Genomic DNA, 16,772 nt, shown 5'->3' with positions numbered 1-16,772 from the left:
TTATTTGTCTTCGCCGGTGGGTCTGGTAGAAACGCCCTGATTGAAAGAAATTATCGCTCTTTCTGGTTAATGACTTCTGAACAAGGCAGCGGCAAACGATGACCCACAAGAAGAGACCGACAGTCTATATCACCCGCAAATTGCCTGACGTCGTCGAAACCAGAATGCGCGAACTCTTCGATGCCGAACTGAATATCGACGATACGCCGCGCAGCGAGGCGGAGCTTGTCGCCGCCATGCAAAGGGTGGACGTGCTCGTGCCCACCGTCACCGACCGTATCACCGCCGCGATGATCGAGCAGGCAGGGCCGCAACTGAAGCTGATCGCCAGCTTCTCCAACGGTATCGACCATGTGGATGTGGATGCCGCGGCCCGAAAGGGCATTACCGTCACCAACACGCCAAATGTGCTGACCGAGGACAGCGCCGATATCACCATGGCGCTGGTGCTCGCCGTGCCGCGCCGCATGATCGAAGGCACACGTGTGCTCGCCAATGGCGCGGACGAATGGCTCGGCTGGTCGCCTACCTGGATGCTCGGGCGGCGCATTTCCGGCAAGCGCATCGGCATTGTCGGCATGGGCCGCATCGGAACGGCGGTGGCGCGGCGCGCCAAGGCCTTCGGCCTTTCCATTCATTATCACAACCGCAAACGCGTCAATCCGGCGACGGAAGCGGAGCTTGAGGCGACCTATTGGGACAGCCTCGACCAGATGCTGGCGCGGGTGGATATCGTCTCCGTCAATTGCCCTTCGACGCCCGCAACCTATCACCTGATTTCGGCGCGGCGGCTGGCACTGATGCAGCCGACCAGCTACATCGTGAATACCGCACGCGGCGATATTATCGATGAGGCGGCGATGATCCAGTGCCTGCGCGAAGGCAAGATCGCCGGCGCCGGCCTCGATGTCTATGAGAATGAGCCTGCCGTAAACCCCAAACTCATCAAGCTCGCCAAGGAAGGCAAGGTCGTGCTGCTTCCGCATATGGGCTCTGCGACGATCGAAGGCCGTATCGAGATGGGCGACAAGGTCATCATCAACATCCGCACGCTGTTCGACGGCCACCGTCCGCCGAACCGGGTGCTGCCGGGGCGGAACTGAGCCGGCTCAGCCGAGGAATTTGGTCATTTCGATCGAGGTCGTGCGGTTATAGCCGGCATGGGCGTTTTCGGCGGTCTTGACGAAACCCCAGGCGGCGAATTTGGCATGATTGGCGATAAGCTCGATACGAGTTTCCAGCCGTAGCGCCGGTAACGCCAATTCACGGGCCAGCGCTTCGGCCTGCTCCAGAAGCATCCTGCCGATGCCCTTTCCCTGCGCTTTCGGGGAAACACAGAGTTTGCCTACATAAAGACAGGCCGGCGGCTCCGGCCGGCAAAACAGGCAGCCGACAATCTCATCGCCATCAAGCGCCACGAAAGCGATCTCCACCCTCGCCTTCTCCGCCAGATTTTCAAGCGTCAGGCGATTGGCCGAGGATGGCGGATCGATGACGCCATCCATATAAGCAAAGGAGAACATGATAAGCGCCAGCAATTCCTGCCAGCGATCGAACTCCTCCCCGATCCTGACGATTTCGGTCATGGTTTTTTTCCCGCTGGCCGCCGCTTGTATCGCACGGTTTCGAAACGGGCCGACAGGGCGTCGTAGAGGAGCAGGCGGCCGATCAGCGGCTCGCCGGCACCGGTGATAACCTTGATCGCCTCCATGGCCATAAGCGTGCCGATAACCCCGGTCAGCGCGCCGACAATGCCTGTTTCCGCGCAATTGGGAATGAGGCCCTGCGGCGGCGGTTCCGGAAACAGGTCACGATAGCCGGGCAGCAGAGCGCCCTCGGCATTCGTCTCATAGGGTTTCAGCACCGTCACCGAACCATCGAAACGGCCGACAGCCCCCGTTACCAACGGTCTTTTTGCAACCTCCGCCGCATCGGCGGCGGTATAACGCGTATCGAAATTGTCCGAGCCGTCGATCAGGAGATCGAAGGATGGCAGATGGTCATGCGCCCAGACCTGCGAAAAGCGCTCTTCATAAACAAGCGTGCGGACATGCGGATTGAGCCGGGCGATGGCCTTGCGCGCGCTCTCCGTCTTCAGCTCCCCAATCGTACCGGTATCGTGGATCACCTGTCGCTGCAGATTGGACAGCGAAACCACATCGTCATCGATCATGCCGAGTGTGCCGACACCGGCGGCGGCAAGATAATGCAGGACAGGAGCGCCGAGACCGCCGGCCCCGATGACCAGCACACGCGCCGCCTTCAGCCGCTGCTGGCCCACGCCGCCGATTTCCGGCAACAGGATATGGCGCTTGTAGCGTTCGATTTCTTCCGGGCTCAGCGGGTCCATGTCGCCCTCCATCTTTTAGCCGTCATGCCGTGATGCTCCCATGGGAAACATTGAAGAATTGCGCCCTGTCGCCGAGGGCGGAGAACATCGCCGTATCCGTTCCGGTCATAAAACTCTGGCCGCCAAGCGCATGAATGAGATCGAACAGAGCCGCCCGCCTGCCCTCATCCAGATGGGCGGCGATCTCGTCCAGCAGCAGAACCGGCGCATGACCAGTCATATTGGCGGTCAGCTGCGCATGCGCAAGCACCAGCCCCACCAGCAGCGCCTTCTGTTCCCCGGTTGAACAGCGTTCGGCTTCCATGTCCTTCTCCGCATGGCGCACGAAGAGATCGACGCGGTGCGGCCCATCCAGCGTGCGGCCGGCAGCTGCATCACGATACCGGCCATCGCGCAACATAAGCCTGTATTCATCCTCCAGATCGACGGCGGGACGATTGAGCCCATCGTCCATGAAACCGGAGAGAGAGAGCGCCGCGGAAGGGAAAGCGGCATTGCCCGCCCGCCCCTCGATGAGGCTCTTCAAGAGGCCAAGCATCTCATAACGGGCGACCGCCATCGAGATGCCGAGTTCCGCCATCTGCTTTTCGATACCGTCCAGCCAGACCGGATCGAAGCGGCCTTCCGAAAGCAGCCTGTTGCGGCCGCGCATGGCCTTTTCGAAATCGCTTGCCCGCCGCCCATGGGCAGGATCGAGCGACAGCACCAGCCGGTCAAGAAACCGCCGGCGGTCGGAGGACGAGCCGGTAAAGAGGCCGTCCATGGCGGGCGTCAGCCACAGAACCCGCAGATGGTCAGTCAATTCATCGACGGATTTCACCGGCGTGCCATTCAGCCTCAGGCGGCGCGACACTACCTCGCCATCGCCTTCAATTCCCGTACCGATGGCAACTTCGCCATCCATGCCCTCGACATCGGCGAAGATCGAGAAGCCGGTGGCTTCGGCCCCTACCCGCGTCACATCAGGCAGGGTAGCGCGGCGCAGACCCCTTCCGGGTGAAAGAAAGGAGACGGCCTCCAGGAGATTGGTCTTGCCGGAACCGTTGTCGCCCGTCAGCACCACGTGGCGGTCATCGAGCGTGAGCGCAGCCGCCGCATAATTGCGGAAGTCCGTGAGTTTCAGCCGTAAAAGCGACACCTTGTTCGTCATGTGTACGGCCTAAAACGAAGATCGACGGATAGCAAGGTGGGGAACGTCCGTCCGCACCGGAAGACAGCCGCTACAGTGCAATTCATTCTTCAGTAGCAACTTTTTTAGACCCCGGTTATTTATGAACCGGTCCTCATCATCGGTAGCCCATTCATGCGCCTGATCTTTTCTTTCTTTCTCACTCTCGGTCTTCTCTCCTCCTGCGCAGGCCGACCGGGGGCGGATGTGCTGGAGGCCGTCAACACCAGGACCCGAGACACCAAAATCGTGACCGCCTTCGTGGCGAGCACACGGGAGAAAAACACGGACGCGAAAAAGGGCTTCGGCACGGAGCGGGCAATGGAGCCGAACTACGCCAGTTTCGATATTTCCATTCCGCCCACCCATAAAAGCGGGAAAATCGAATGGGCCAGCGGCAAGCCCGACCCGAAAACGGATTTCGTCGTCACCAGGGCCGATATGCTGACGAAGACGCGCTTTAATGCCGATCTTGGCGACATAGCCCGCTCCGGCAAGCAGATCGCACTTTTTGTACACGGCTATAATTACAGCTATCAGGAAGCCCTGTTCCGCGCGGCGCAGATGGCGGCGGACGCCAATATGAACGGCGTGCCGCTGGTCTTTTCCTGGCCGTCGCAGGCCTCTGTCGCCGGCTATGTGGCCGACAAGGAGTCCGCGACCTTTTCACGCGATGCGCTCGCCGCGATGTTGATCGATCTCACCCGGCAGACCCCGAAGAAAAGCGTCGTCGTGTTCGGGCACAGCATGGGCGGCTGGCTGGTCATGGAGGCGCTGCGGCAATTGCGCTTCCAGGGCAGGAACGATGTCATCGCCAAGCTGCAGGTGGTGCTGGCTGCGCCCGATATCGACGCCGATGTCTTCCGCAAGCAGATCGAGGTTGTCGGCCGGCTCAGCCCGCCGCTCACCGTTCTCGTTTCCAAGGACGACCGCGCGCTCAAAGCCTCCTCCATCCTCGGTGCCGACGTCACCCGTATCGGTGCGCTGGATGTGACCGACCGCCAAGTGCAGGAAGCCGCCCTCAAGGAGGGCGTGCAATTCGTCGACATCTCGAATCTGAAGGCATCGGACCCGCTCAACCACGACCGCTATGCGGCGCTTGCCTCCATGGTGCCGCAACTTGAGGCAAGCAGACGCGGGGGTGACATCAACAGTGCCGGAGCCTTCGTTTTCGATGCGATAGGCGCCACCGTCGCCAGCCCCTTCCGCCTTGCGAGCCAGGTGGTAAACCCGCGATAGCTTTTGCGGGCCCGTCCGACATACCGGTTTCAGAAATCCCAGTCTTCGTCTTCGGTCGCAACCGCCTTGCCGATGACATAGGAGGAGCCGGAGCCGGAAAAGAAGTCGTGGTTCTCGTCGGCATTAGGCGAGAGCGCCGAGAGGATCGCCGGATTGACCCGGCAGGCCTCGGCCGGAAACAGCGCCTCATAACCCAGATTCATCAGGGCCTTGTTGGCGTTGTAATGGAGAAACTGCTTGACGTCTTCCGTCAGGCCCACGCCGTCATAGAGGTCTTCGGTATATTTGGCCTCGTTGTCGTAAAGCTCGAGCAGGAGATCGAAGGCAAAATCCTTGATCTCCTGTCTTTGCGTTTCACCGAGACGCTCCAGCGCCCGCTGGAACTTGTAGCCGATATAATAACCATGCACGGCCTCATCGCGGATGATCAAGCGGATCAGATCCGCCGTGTTGGTGAGCTTGGCGCGGCTTGACCAGAACATCGGCAGGTAGAAGCCGGAATAGAACAGGAAACTTTCCAGAAACACGCTGGCGATCTTCTTTTTCAGCGGATCACCGCTGTCATATTCCCGCATGATGAGCGCGGATTTACGCTGCAAAAATTCGTTTTCCTCAGACCAGCGATAGGCGTCGTCAACGTCAGGCGTGAGGCAGAGCGTCGAGAAAATCGATGAATAGGAGCGGGCGTGCACGGCCTCCATGAAGGAGATGTTGGAAAGCACCGCCGCCTCATGCGGGGTGGCCGAATCCGCCATCAGCCGCACGGCGCCGACACCGTTCTGGATGGTGTCGAGCAATGTCAGGCCGGTGAAGACACGGATCGTCAGTTTCTGTTCTTCCGGCTTCAGGGTTCCCCAGGAGGGGATATCGTTGGAGAGCGGCACCTTTTCCGGCAGCCAGAAATTAGAGGTCAGGCGGTTCCAGACTTCGAGGTCCTTGTCGTCCTCAATGCGGTTCCAGTTGACCGCGCGGATGCGGGACACGGGTTTTACGGCGATATTCATTCTCTTGTCCCTCAAATCAGAGCGTGCAGGAAACGCAGCCCTGAACCTGCGTGCCTTCCAGCGCCATCTGGCGCAAACGGATGTAATAGATGGTCTTGATGCCCTTCTTCCAGGCGTAGATCTGCGCCCGGTTGATATCGCGCGTCGTTGCCGTATCGCGGAAGAACAGCGTCAGCGACAGGCCCTGGTCGACATGCTGGGTCGCGGCCGCATAGGTATCGATGATCTTTTCCGGGCCGATCTCGTAGGCATCCTGATAATATTCGAGATTGTCGTTCGAGAGATAGGAAGCCGGGTAATAAACGCGGCCGATCTTGCCCTCTTTGCGGATTTCGATCTTCGAAACGATCGGATGAATGGAGGAGGTGGAGTGGTTGATATATGAGATCGAACCGGTAGGCGGCACGGCCTGAAGGTTCTGATTATAGAGACCAGACGCCATGACGTCCTTCTTCAAAACCGCCCAGTCCTCCTGAGTCGGAATGGCGATGCCGGCCTTTTCAAACAGCACCTTCACCTTTTCGGTCGCAGGCAGCCATTCCCGGTCGGTATATTTGTCGAAATATTCGCCGGAAGCGTATTTGGAATTTTCAAAGCCCTTGAAGCTCTGGCCCCTTTCCACCGCCAGCCGGTTGCTGGCGCGGATGGCGTGATAGGTCACGGTGTAGAAATAGATATTGGTGAAATCGACGCCTTCTTCGGAACCATAAAAGATGCGTTCGCGCGCCAGATAACCGTGCAGGTTCATCTGGCCCAACCCGATGGCGTGGCTCGCATCATTGCCCTTTTCCACCGAAGGAACAGAGGAAATGTGGCTCATGTCCGATACCGCCGTCAGCGCCCGGATGGAGGTCTCGATCGTCTTGCCGAAATCGGCCGAATCCATCGTCGAGGCGATGTTCAGTGAGCCGAGATTGCAGGAAATATCCTTGCCCATATGACTATAGGAAAGATCGGCATTAAATTCGCTTGCCTCGCTGACCTGCAGGATTTCCGAGCAGAGATTGCTCATGCTGATACGGCCGGCGACCGGATTGGCGCGGTTCACCGTATCCTCGAACATGAGGTAGGGATAACCGCTTTCGAACTGGATTTCGGCGATCACCTGGAAGAATTCGCGCGCCTTGATCTTCTTCTTGCGGATGCGGCTATCGGCAACCATTTCCTGGTATTTTTCGGTGACCGAAATTTCGGTCAACGGCACGCCATAGACCCGCTCCACATCATAGGGCGAGAACAGATACATATCCTCGTTGTTGCGGGCGAGCTCGAAGGTGATGTCGGGGATCACCACGCCGAGCGACAGGGTCTTGATGCGGATTTTTTCGTCGGCATTTTCGCGCTTGGTATCGAGGAAGCGCATGATATCCGGGTGATGGGCGTGCAGATACACCGCACCCGCACCCTGGCGAGCGCCAAGCTGGTTGGCGTAGGAAAACGAATCTTCCAGCAGCTTCATGACGGGAATAACGCCGGACGACTGGTTTTCGATCTGTTTGATCGGCGCTCCGAATTCGCGAATATTGGTCAAGGAGAGCGCCACGCCGCCGCCGCGCTTGGAAAGCTGCAGCGCCGAATTGATGGAGCGGCCGATGCTTTCCATATTGTCTTCTACACGCAGCAGAAAACACGAGACCAGCTCGCCGCGGCTCTTCTTGCCGGCGTTTAGGAATGTCGGCGTTGCCGGCTGGAAGCGGCCTGAAATGATTTCATCGACCAGATTGCGGGCAAGCTGCTCATCACCGCGCGCAAGGGCCAGCGCCACCATGCAGACGCGATCCTCGTAACGCTCCAGATAACGTTTTCCGTCGAAGGTCTTCAGCGTGTAGGAGGTGTAATATTTGAACGCGCCGAGAAAGGTCGGAAAGCGGAATTTCCGGGCATAGGCCTCGTCATAGAGGTCGCGAACGAAATTGAAGGAATACTGGTCCAGCACCTCCTGCTCGTAATATCCCTCCGTCACCAGATAATCGAGCTTTTCCCTGAGGTTATGGAAAAAGACGGTATTCTGGTTGACGTGCTGGAGGAAATATTGCCGGGCGGCCAGGCGATCCTTGTCGAGCTGAATCTTCCCGTTCTCGTCGTAAAGGTTCAGCATCGCGTTCAGCGCGTGGTAGTCCAGAGCCGCATCGAGCGGTTTCTGGGTTGCGGCTGCCGGCTGTTTGGCGTCCTTGCGCATGGCGCTCGAGGTCAGCGTGTCCAAAATCGTTCCAATCCATGTTTGACGTTGGCGACATCTTCTTCCGTGCCGAGAAGCTCGAAGCGATAGAGAAACGGCACTGCGCATTTGCGCGAGACGATATCTCCGGCGGATGCGAAAGCTGCGCCAAAATTCGTGTTTCCCGCCGCGATGACGCCGCGAATGAGATTTCGGTTGGAGGGCTCGTTCAAAAACCGGATGACCGGTTTCGGCACGGCCCCTTTGGTGCCGCCGCCGCCATAGGTGGGGGTGACGAGCACATAGGGCTCGGACACATGGGGAACATCTTCCTCAACGCCAAGCGGCAGGCGAAACAGACGCCGTCCCAGTTTCAGAAGGAAACGATGGGTGTTTTCAGAACGGCTGGAATAATAGACGATCAGGCCCATCGCCCTGCCGCCTCAGCTGATCGAGCCGATCATATCCGGCCGGAAACCCGCCCAATGGCGTTCGCCGGCAACGACCACGGGAACCTGCATGTAACCGAGGCCGCGGACATGATCGAGCGCATCCGCATCTTCGGAAATATCGACGATCTCATAGCTGACGCCGATGCGGTCGAGTGCGCGATAGGTGGCAGTGCATTGGACGCAGGCGGGCTTGCTGTAAACGGTGACGGTCATGATTTCCTCTTTCGAAGCCGGTTTCGGACACGGCTCAACATTGCCGATTGCAATCGCAATCGGCGGCGATGGATCTGTCATTAGGGTGGGCGTGCGCGGCTTTTAGCCGCGTAAAATCGCTCTCTACGCCGACGAGCGTAGCAACTCAAACAAATGCACTGGCATGACTTCACCCCGAAGCTTGTTCTGGAGGGGGCAGAAAAGGGCGCACGCAAATCATTTGCGTCATGCACCTTCCTCCGGACACCCCGCCCGTGGACGTTTGCGCTCAAGGCAGGTCTCCTGACTTGCGGGTCACAACATCTATTCCGGCCTTCCCGGAGCTCTTAACCCCAGTGACCCAAATCGGAACGATGCTCACCGCTCACAGTTGCGGGGGCAGTTTCGGCCTTGTTCCGCCATGATGGCGTTACGCACCGAATTCCCGTCTTAGCTCCCAACCCTTGCGAATCGGAAGAACCTCGAACACCACATATAGTATATGAGGAAATTTCTCGTCAATGAATAGACGCACAAAAGCCCCACCCTGTGGATCAAAAAGATTCAACACATGGTCAACAAAGGCTTAACGGCTCAAGCGCGCCGTCGCTCAAACAGAGAAAAGCGTTAATCTATTCCCAGATATCGATGCGGATATCGGCGGGACGGGCGTTTTCGATCACCCTTTTTCCGTTCGGAAGATCGTTTTCGAAAAGTTTGGCGTGGATCTCAGCCTCGTCGAGACCATAGCCCTGCCACCGTTTTCGCAGCCTCTCCTCCAGCACCGCGACGGACGGCCCTACAAAAATGGTGAGGTCGAAGCTTTTGGAAAGAGTTGTCCACGGCGCCTCGTCCAGCAGCAGATAATTGCCTTCAGCGAGGACAAAGCGTGTTTCCGGCGCAACCGCACGAGCAGACGCTATGGCGATTTCACGGGAGCGGTCGAAAACCGGAACAAGCACCTCCTGTCCGCCCTTGCGGACGGCGGAGACGATATCGAGAAAACCGCGCACATCGAAAGTTTCCGGTGCGCCCTTTCGCGGCAGCAGCCCCCGTCCTTCAAGGATGCCATTGTCCATATGGAAGCCATCCATGGGCAGAACGGCGGCCGTTTCGCCCCGTGCCAGCAAAGCACCGCAAAGGGCATCCGCCAGCGTGGATTTGCCGGCCCCAGGGGGACCGGCAATAGCGACGATAAAACGGGATTTACCTTCTGCCCGCCGAAGAACGTCTTCGGCGATCGTTTCAAGCTTCAGCGTCATGCGGCAAGCGTTTCCTTCGGCGCTTCCTTGGCACCCGTCATGAAGGCGACCGCATCCGACATGGAATAGTCCTTCGGATTGATAACGCACAGACGCTTGCCGAGCCGGTGGATATGAATGCGATCCGCAACCTCGAAGACATGCGGCATGTTATGCGAGATGAGGACGATCGGCAGGCCTCTCGAGCGCACATCCAGAATAAGCTCCAGAACACGCCGGCTTTCCTTGACGCCAAGTGCTGCCGTCGGCTCGTCAAGAATGACGACCTTGGAGCCAAAGGCGGCTGCACGCGCCACCGCCACACCCTGACGCTGGCCGCCGGAGAGGGTTTCCACTGCCTGATTGATGTTCTGGATCGTCATCAGGCCGAGTTCCGACAGTTTCTCCCGGGCGAATTTTTCCATGGCCGGGCGGTCGAGCGCCCGGAACAGGCTGCCCTGGATGCCGGGTTTACGGATTTCGCGGCCGAGAAACATATTGTCGGCTATGGAAAGCGCCGGTGAGAGCGCCAGGTTCTGATAGACCGTCTCGATGCCAGCCTTGCGCGCCTCGATGGGCGAGCGGAACTGGACGGGCTGGCCTTCCAGCCGGATTTCGCCTTCATCGGGTGTCACCGCACCGGAAATCGCCTTGATGAGAGAGGATTTACCGGCGCCGTTATCGCCGATCACCGCCAGGATTTCGCCCGGATAGAGATCGAAATCGGCATGGTCGAGGGCGGTCACGCGACCATAGCGCTTGACGAGATTGCGTGCTGTGAGAATGGGTTCTTTTGCCATCAGCCTGCTACCTTTCTGATCCACTGGTCGATTGCGACAGCCATGATGATGAGGACGCCGATCAACAGATAGGTCCATTGCGGGTCCGTTCCGATAAGCCGGAGGCCGAGCGAAAAGACGCCGACGATCAGGGCGCCGAAAATCATGCCCATGATGGAACCGCGCCCGCCGAACAGCGACAGCCCGCCGATAACCACCGCCGTGATGGATTCGATATTGGCGAATTGACCGGCGGTCGGCGAAACCGAGCCGATGCGGCCGATCAAGGCCCAGCCGGCGAAGGCGCAGATGAGGCCGGATAGCGTGTAAACGGTGGTCAGCATGCGCTTGACGTTGACACCGGCAAGTTCGGCGGCATCCGGATCGTCACCCACCGCATAAAGATGGCGGCCCCAGGCGGTGCGGTTCAGCACATACCAGAGCAGGGCGACGAGCAGGACCATGGCGATGACGCCATAGGTGAAGACCGCGCTGCCGACACGGATATTAGCGCCGAAGAATTGCAGGATCGGCGCCTGCTGGGCGATATCCTGGGCGCGGATCGTCTCGTTTGCGGAATAGAGGAAGTTGGTCGCCAGAACGATCTGCCACATGCCGAGCGTGACGATGAAGGGCGGCAGGCGCATGCGCGAGACCAGAATACCGTTGATGAAGCCGCAAAATGCGCCGACGGCAAGGCCACAGAGAATGGAGAGTTCCGCCGGCAAGCCGTAACGGAAGGTGAACTGTCCCATGATAACGGAGGACAGGACCATGATCGCGCCAACCGACAGATCGATGCCCGCCGTAAGGATGACCAGCGACTGCGCCGCGCCGACAATACCGACGATGGCGACCTGCTGCAAAATAAGGGTCAGCGTGAAGGCCGAGAAAAACTTGCCGCCGAGAAGCAGGCCGAAAACAATCAGCGACAGCACCAGAACGATAAGCGGAACGGCCGCCGGGCTGGAGTGGAGAAAGTGCTGCAGTTTTTCCAGCACACTCTTGTCGTGCGTATCGAAAGCGGCGACCTGCGTCGAACTTCCCGAAAGCACTTTTTCAAATTCATTATGCGGCTGAGCCCGCACCGGCTGATCGCTCATGGATTTTCCTCCCGATCGCTCTATCGCACCAGCCCTGACACCGGAGTCTATGACACCGGGGTCTATCTCCAAAGAGAATGATGCGTAGATTTCAAAGTGTTGTGAAGCGGCCTATCATCCCCGCAGGACGCGTGACGCGCTCGTTTGTTCCTTTGTCCGATCCCCCGGATCGTGCCTGATGTTCATTCTGGTCCAAGGGCGGGGGCACGAATGCCCCCGCGGGTTTCAACGGTAAGGCATCAGCCCCAGCACTTGTTGAGACCTTCCTTCGTATCGATGGAGTCGAGGCCCTTGACCGGCTTGTCGGTTACCAGCGTCACGCCGGTATCGACGAAGTTCTTGCCCTCGGTCGGCTTCGGCTTTTCACCCGTGTCGGCAAACTTCTTGACGGCTTCGACGCCGAGAGCCGCCATCAGCAGCGGATATTGCTGCGAGGTCGCGCCAATCACGCCTTCCGCAACGTTCTTGACGCCGGGGCAACCGCCATCGACGGAAACGATCAGAACATCCTTTTCACGGCCGACCGCTTTCAGCGCCTCGTAAGCGCCAGCTGCGGCGGGCTCGTTGATGGTGTGGACGACATTGATGGTCGGGTCCTTCTGCAACAGATTTTCCATCGCCGCGCGACCGCCTTCTTCGTTGCCATTGGTGACATCATGGCCAACGATGCGCGGATCGTTTTCATCGCCGATCTTGTTGATGTCCTTCACGTCGATTCCAAAGCCCTTCATAAAGCCCTGGTTGCGCAGCACATCCACCGTCGGCTGGGAGGGGGTGAGGTTGAGGAAGGCGATCTTCGCATCCTTGGCCTTGTCGCCGAGGCTGCCGGCGGCCCATTTGCCGATCAGCTCACCAGCCAGAAGGTTGTCGGTGGCGAAGGTGGAATCAGCGGCATCGACAGGCTCGAGCGGTGTGTCGAGGGCGATGACCAGAAGACCGGCGTCACGCGCCTTTTGCACGGCCGGAACGATGCCCTTGGTGTCAGATGCAGTGATCAGGATACCCTTAGCGCCATCGGCAATGCAGGTCTCGATGGCGGCTACCTGGCTTTCGGAATCGCCGTCGATCTTGCCGGCATAGGATTTCAGCGTCACGCCAAGTTCTTTAGCCTTGGCGGTCGCACCTTCTTTCATCTTGACGAAAAAGGGATTGGTATCGGTTTTGGTGATGAGGCAAACCGAGGTATCGGCCGCAGACGCAACGGAAGCGAAAGAAACGCCAAGCGCAAGCGCGCCCAGAAGAGCGGAAACAGTGGTCTTCATGAGATCCTCCCAATGGATATTTGAGCACCGTGACGGTTGCCCGACGATCCCGTCTCCTCCGAGATCGACGACCGTTGGCTCAGATGGAACCACCAAAGGAAACGCCTGTCAATAAATAAATCCGATTGAATTATTAATTCCCTATGGCATTCTAATATGCGGCAGGGAGGAATATCGCCGCGTCGTTTAACGTTGCGATAGCAAGATTGCCATAAAGCCTGCTGTATCGGTCGCGGCGGATAGGGCGGGCGGGAGGATGACACTATGAGACAATCTGTCGAGACGGCGCCGCCGGCGCCGCCCACCACCATGGATATAAGCGGCGGCGCCAACCAGATCGGAGTGCGCGCTTATAATGAGCGGCTCGTGCTGTCTCTCGTTCGCCGTCACGGCGGACTGTCAAAAGCCGAGATATCAAGACTTTGCGGCCTTTCAGCACAGACCGTCTCGGTCATCATGCGCTCGCTTGAAAAGGACGGGCTTCTCATTCGCGGTGAAAGGCTGCGCGGCAAAGTCGGCCAGCCATCGACACCGATGCGGCTTAATCCCGACGCCGTCTTTTCTTTCGGTGTGAAAATCGGCCGACGCAGCGTCGATCTCGTGCTGATGGATTTTGTCGGCCGGATCAGGCTCAAGCTGCGCAGAACCTACCCCTACCCTCTTCCGGAATGGATACTACCCTTCGTAATCGACGGCATAACGGAACTCGAATCGAAGCTCTCCCCTGCCGAGCGGGAAAAAATTGCCGGCGTCGGCATCGCCGCTCCATTTGAATTGTGGAACTGGGCGCAGGAGGTGGGCGCTCCACAGATTGAAATGGAGAGATGGCGGGGCGTCGATATCCGCTCGGAAATTGCCGAAAACGTCAGCTATCCGGTTTTTCTGCAGAACGACGCGACCAGCGCCTGCGGCGCCGAACTGGTTTTTGGCGCAGGCCAGCACCATCCGGATTTTCTTTACGTCTTCATCGGCTCCTTCATAGGCGGCGGCGTCGTTTTGAATTCAGCGTTATTTTCCGGAAAGACGGGAACGGCCGGCGCCATCGGCCCCCTGCCGGTGCAGGGGCAGGATGGCAATACCGTCCAGCTTCTGAAAATCGCATCGATCTTCGTTCTGGAAAACATGCTGCGCGAAAAGGGTATCGATCCGCGCCCCCTGTGGTTTTCTCCCGACGAGTGGATCGATTTCGGCGAGCCGCTGGAAAGCTGGATCAGGAAAACCGCAGCGGCGCTGGCGCAGGCCGTCATTGCCGCCGCCTCCATCATCGATTTTTCGAGCGTCATCATCGATGGCGGTTTTCCCGACTGGGTCAGAACAAGGATTGTCGCCGCCACCCGGCTGGCCCTTAAGCACCACGATCTTCAGGGTGTCACAATGCCTGACATCATCGAAGGCGCGGTCGGCAGCCAGGCGCGGGCAATCGGCGGCGCGAGCTTGCCGCTGTTTTCGCGCTATCTCATCGATCAGAACGTTCTGTTCAAGGATACGACCGGCTGAGCCTTCGCAACGCTCTGCGGTTTTATTACTCAGCTAATAAGTTGCATATCTGCCGGTCATTCACCAGCAGCGTGCTGCATGATCGCCGCCAGAAAGGCAGGCCCATAGCGCTCGAGCTTGGTATCTCCGACGCCGGGAATCCCAGCCATTTCCTTTGCCGAGGCCGGTTTTGCCGTCGCAAGTTCTATGAGGGTTTTGTCGTGGAAAATCACATAGGGCGGAACATTCTGTGCCCGGGCAATTTCCATGCGCTTCGCACGCAGCGCCTCAAAAAGACTGCGATCGGATTCCGGCAAGACCGCCGATACCGTGTTACGGGGCGTCTGTTGCCGTGCGGAACGGGGAGCGGATGGTATCCTCAGCATCAATGCCGTTTTTTCGCGCAGGAACCGCCGTCCATCCTCGGAGATGGACAGGCCGCCATGTCCCGACAGATCCACCTCAATCATGCGTAACGCAACCAGCTGACGCAGGATGGCGCGCCATGTGCGGTTGTCGTGCTCCTTGCCTATACCGTAGGTGGTGATGCGGTCATGTCCGAAGCGGGAAATCCGCTCGTCCTCGACACCCAGCAATACGCGGATGACATAGGCCTGGCCGAAACGTTCACCCGTGCGATAAATACAGGACAGAAGTTTCTGCGCGGCGATGGCGCCATCAAACAGGTCCGGCGGCTCGGCGCAGGTATCGCAATTGCCGCAGGGCTCACACCGGTCGCCGAAATAGGAGAGCAGAACCTGCCGGCGGCAACTCGCCGTTTCTGCGAGGCCGAGCAGCGCATCGAGCTTCTGGCGCTCCATATATTTACGCTGGTCCGCGGCATCAGATTCTTCGATGAAACGATTGCGCAGGGCGATATCTTCATAGCCGTAGAGCATGAGCACGTCCGACGGCAGACCATCGCGGCCGGCTCGGCCCGTTTCCTGATAATAGGCCTCGATGCTGCCGGGCAGGTCGATATGAACCACGAAGCGCACATCCGGCTTGTCTATGCCCATGCCGAAGGCGACGGTCGCGACAATGATGACCGCCTCGCCGTGCTGGAAACGGGTCTGGTTCTCCTCACGAGCGGCCTTGTCCATGCCGGCGTGATAGGGTAACGCATCGCGACCCTCCTCCCGCAGCCATGCGGCCGTTTCGTCCACCTTGCGTTTGGAAAGGCAATAGACGATACCGCTCTCACCGTCGCGATCCTTCAGAAAGCGCTTCAGCTGCGCGCGCGGATTATCCTTTTCCATGATCGCATAGCGGATATTGGGCCGGTCGAACCCGGCAATGAAGGCATCGTGCTCTCCAATCCCCAAGTGACCGAGAATTTCAGCGCGCGTGGGCTCGTCGGCCGTCGCCGTCAGCGCCATGCGCGGCGTATCGGGAAAACGCTCGATCAGCGTGTCTAGCTGGCGGTAGGGCGGCCGGAAATCATGGCCCCATTGAGACAGGCAATGGGCCTCATCGACCGCGATCAGCGACAGGTCGATGGATTGCAACGCATCGAGGACATCGGGCTTGAGCAAGGTTTCCGGCGCAGCATAAAGAATATCGACCTTGCCGGCCCGCATATCCCGCCAAAGCGCGCGCCGATCTTCCAGGGAAAGATCGGAATTGAGAGCTTCGGCCCGCACGCCTGCCTGACGCAGGGCAGCGACCTGATCGACCATCAGTGCGATGAGCGGCGAGACGATCAACCCCATGCCGTCACGCGCGAGCGCCGGAATCTGGTAACAAAGTGACTTTCCACCGCCCGTCGGCATCAGAACGAAGGCATTGTTTCCCGCCATTACATGCCGAATGATGTCGGCCTGCCTTCCGCGAAACGCATCGTAGCCATAGACGGTCTTGAGGATATGCAAGGGATCAGCGGTCACGGCAGCTTTTATCCGAACAGGAATGATGGCGCATCATCACCGTTTTCTGATCGATGGCAATGCCGAAGATGGCTTTGTTCATGGAAGTAAATTGCGGGATTGATTTTGTGATCAGCGGCCTAGTTTCTCCCTGACGGTGGTCCGGATTTCATAAGTCCAGAAACACAAAAAACCCCGTGGCTAGTGCCACGGGGTTTTGAGATTTGGTTGCGGGGGCAGGATTTGAACCTGCGGCCTTCAGGTTATGAGCCTGACGAGCTACCGGGCTGCTCCACCCCGCGTTGACTGGTTTTATTATAGCATAAAGGCCGCTTGATGCGGCCTTTTGATTTGGGCTTTGTGCCGGTTTTTGTGAATGAGAAGATTTGTGTTGCGTTTTGCAGACCTGGCAGCGACCTACTCTCCCGCGTCTTGAGACGAAGTACCATTGGCGCTGGGGCGTTTCACGGCCGTGTTCGGAAT

Annotated in this window: 15 protein-coding genes, 1 tRNA gene and 1 riboswitch; of the genes, 3 read left to right on the top strand and 13 right to left on the bottom strand. The window is 58.6% G+C overall.

Annotated elements, in window-relative coordinates:
- The first annotated feature begins 98 nt into the window (after positions 1–98).
- Positions 99–1,103: a D-glycerate dehydrogenase gene (locus tag EM858_RS10215; RefSeq protein ID WP_080818465.1), complete on the top strand. Its 1,005-nt coding sequence runs from the start codon at positions 99–101 to the stop codon at positions 1,101–1,103.
- 6 nt (positions 1,104–1,109) lie between these two features.
- On the opposite strand, the gene EM858_RS10210 is transcribed toward EM858_RS10215, so the two are convergent.
- From EM858_RS10210 to recF, 3 genes are read right to left on the bottom strand one after another with little or no spacing between them, the layout of a single operon-like run.
- The gene (locus tag EM858_RS10210) at positions 1,110–1,586 is read right to left on the bottom strand and encodes a GNAT family N-acetyltransferase (protein ID WP_127756633.1); all 477 of its coding nucleotides are present in this window, start codon (positions 1,584–1,586) and stop codon (positions 1,110–1,112) included.
- Positions 1,583–2,350 (bottom strand): molybdopterin-synthase adenylyltransferase MoeB, encoded by a 768-nt coding sequence (locus EM858_RS10205; RefSeq protein ID WP_127756632.1) that lies wholly within the window; start codon positions 2,348–2,350, stop codon positions 1,583–1,585. Before EM858_RS10205 ends, EM858_RS10210 begins: the two co-directional genes overlap by 4 nt.
- Positions 2,351–2,372: 22 nt before the next feature.
- Entirely contained in the window at positions 2,373–3,500 is a 1,128-nt protein-coding gene (recF, locus tag EM858_RS10200) for a DNA replication/repair protein RecF (RefSeq protein ID WP_127756631.1), read from the bottom strand.
- A gap of 153 nt (positions 3,501–3,653) precedes the next feature.
- On the opposite strand from recF, the gene EM858_RS10195 reads away from it, so the two are divergent.
- Positions 3,654–4,757, top strand: a complete 1,104-nt coding sequence (locus EM858_RS10195) for an alpha/beta hydrolase (protein WP_127756630.1) — start codon at positions 3,654–3,656, stop codon at positions 4,755–4,757.
- A 29-nt stretch (positions 4,758–4,786) separates the two neighbouring features.
- On the opposite strand, the gene nrdF is transcribed toward EM858_RS10195, so the two are convergent.
- From nrdF to EM858_RS10155, 8 genes are all read right to left on the bottom strand, one after another.
- Entirely contained in the window at positions 4,787–5,761 is a 975-nt protein-coding gene (nrdF, locus tag EM858_RS10190; protein ID WP_127756629.1) for a class 1b ribonucleoside-diphosphate reductase subunit beta, read from the bottom strand.
- A 16-nt stretch (positions 5,762–5,777) separates the two neighbouring features.
- Positions 5,778–7,940: a class 1b ribonucleoside-diphosphate reductase subunit alpha gene (gene nrdE, locus EM858_RS10185; RefSeq protein ID WP_080818866.1), complete on the bottom strand. Its 2,163-nt coding sequence runs from the start codon at positions 7,938–7,940 to the stop codon at positions 5,778–5,780.
- A gap of 11 nt (positions 7,941–7,951) precedes the next feature.
- Entirely contained in the window at positions 7,952–8,350 is a 399-nt protein-coding gene (nrdI, locus tag EM858_RS10180; RefSeq protein WP_020812691.1) for a class Ib ribonucleoside-diphosphate reductase assembly flavoprotein NrdI, read from the bottom strand.
- Between the two features lie 12 nt (positions 8,351–8,362).
- Positions 8,363–8,584 (bottom strand): glutaredoxin-like protein NrdH, encoded by a 222-nt coding sequence (gene nrdH / locus EM858_RS10175; protein WP_003514250.1) that lies wholly within the window; start codon positions 8,582–8,584, stop codon positions 8,363–8,365.
- Positions 8,585–8,838: 254 nt separating this feature from the next.
- Positions 8,839–9,063: riboswitch (cobalamin riboswitch) on the bottom strand.
- A 132-nt stretch (positions 9,064–9,195) separates the two neighbouring features.
- A complete protein-coding gene (locus tag EM858_RS10170; RefSeq protein ID WP_127756628.1) occupies positions 9,196–9,825 on the bottom strand; it encodes a nucleoside triphosphate hydrolase in 630 nt (209 codons plus the stop codon).
- Positions 9,822–10,604, bottom strand: a complete 783-nt coding sequence (locus tag EM858_RS10165; protein ID WP_003524281.1) for an ATP-binding cassette domain-containing protein — start codon at positions 10,602–10,604, stop codon at positions 9,822–9,824. The genes EM858_RS10170 and EM858_RS10165 overlap by 4 nt, the downstream gene beginning before the upstream one ends.
- On the bottom strand, positions 10,604–11,686 hold the full coding sequence (locus EM858_RS10160) for an ABC transporter permease (RefSeq protein ID WP_003524280.1): 1,083 nt from the start codon (positions 11,684–11,686) through the stop codon (positions 10,604–10,606). Before EM858_RS10160 ends, EM858_RS10165 begins: the two co-directional genes overlap by 1 nt.
- Before the next feature lie 239 nt (positions 11,687–11,925).
- Entirely contained in the window at positions 11,926–12,948 is a 1,023-nt protein-coding gene (locus EM858_RS10155) for a sugar ABC transporter substrate-binding protein (protein WP_003524279.1), read from the bottom strand.
- Between the two features lie 264 nt (positions 12,949–13,212).
- Between EM858_RS10155 and EM858_RS10150 the strand changes: the two genes are divergently transcribed.
- On the top strand, positions 13,213–14,445 hold the full coding sequence (locus EM858_RS10150; protein WP_127756627.1) for an ROK family transcriptional regulator: 1,233 nt from the start codon (positions 13,213–13,215) through the stop codon (positions 14,443–14,445).
- Positions 14,446–14,501: 56 nt separating this feature from the next.
- On the opposite strand, the gene recQ is transcribed toward EM858_RS10150, so the two are convergent.
- Positions 14,502–16,310: a DNA helicase RecQ gene (recQ, locus tag EM858_RS10145; RefSeq protein WP_127756626.1), complete on the bottom strand. Its 1,809-nt coding sequence runs from the start codon at positions 16,308–16,310 to the stop codon at positions 14,502–14,504.
- 204 nt (positions 16,311–16,514) lie between these two features.
- Positions 16,515–16,591 (bottom strand) — tRNA-Met (locus tag EM858_RS10140).
- Between the last annotated feature and the right edge of the window lie 181 nt (positions 16,592–16,772).

The organism is Agrobacterium sp. CNPSo 2736, from assembly GCF_004005385.1.
Taxonomy (GTDB): Bacteria; Pseudomonadota; Alphaproteobacteria; order Rhizobiales; family Rhizobiaceae; genus Agrobacterium; species Agrobacterium leguminum.
Note: the sequence above shows the minus strand (reverse complement) of the source record. Positions and strands in the feature narration are given on the sequence as shown.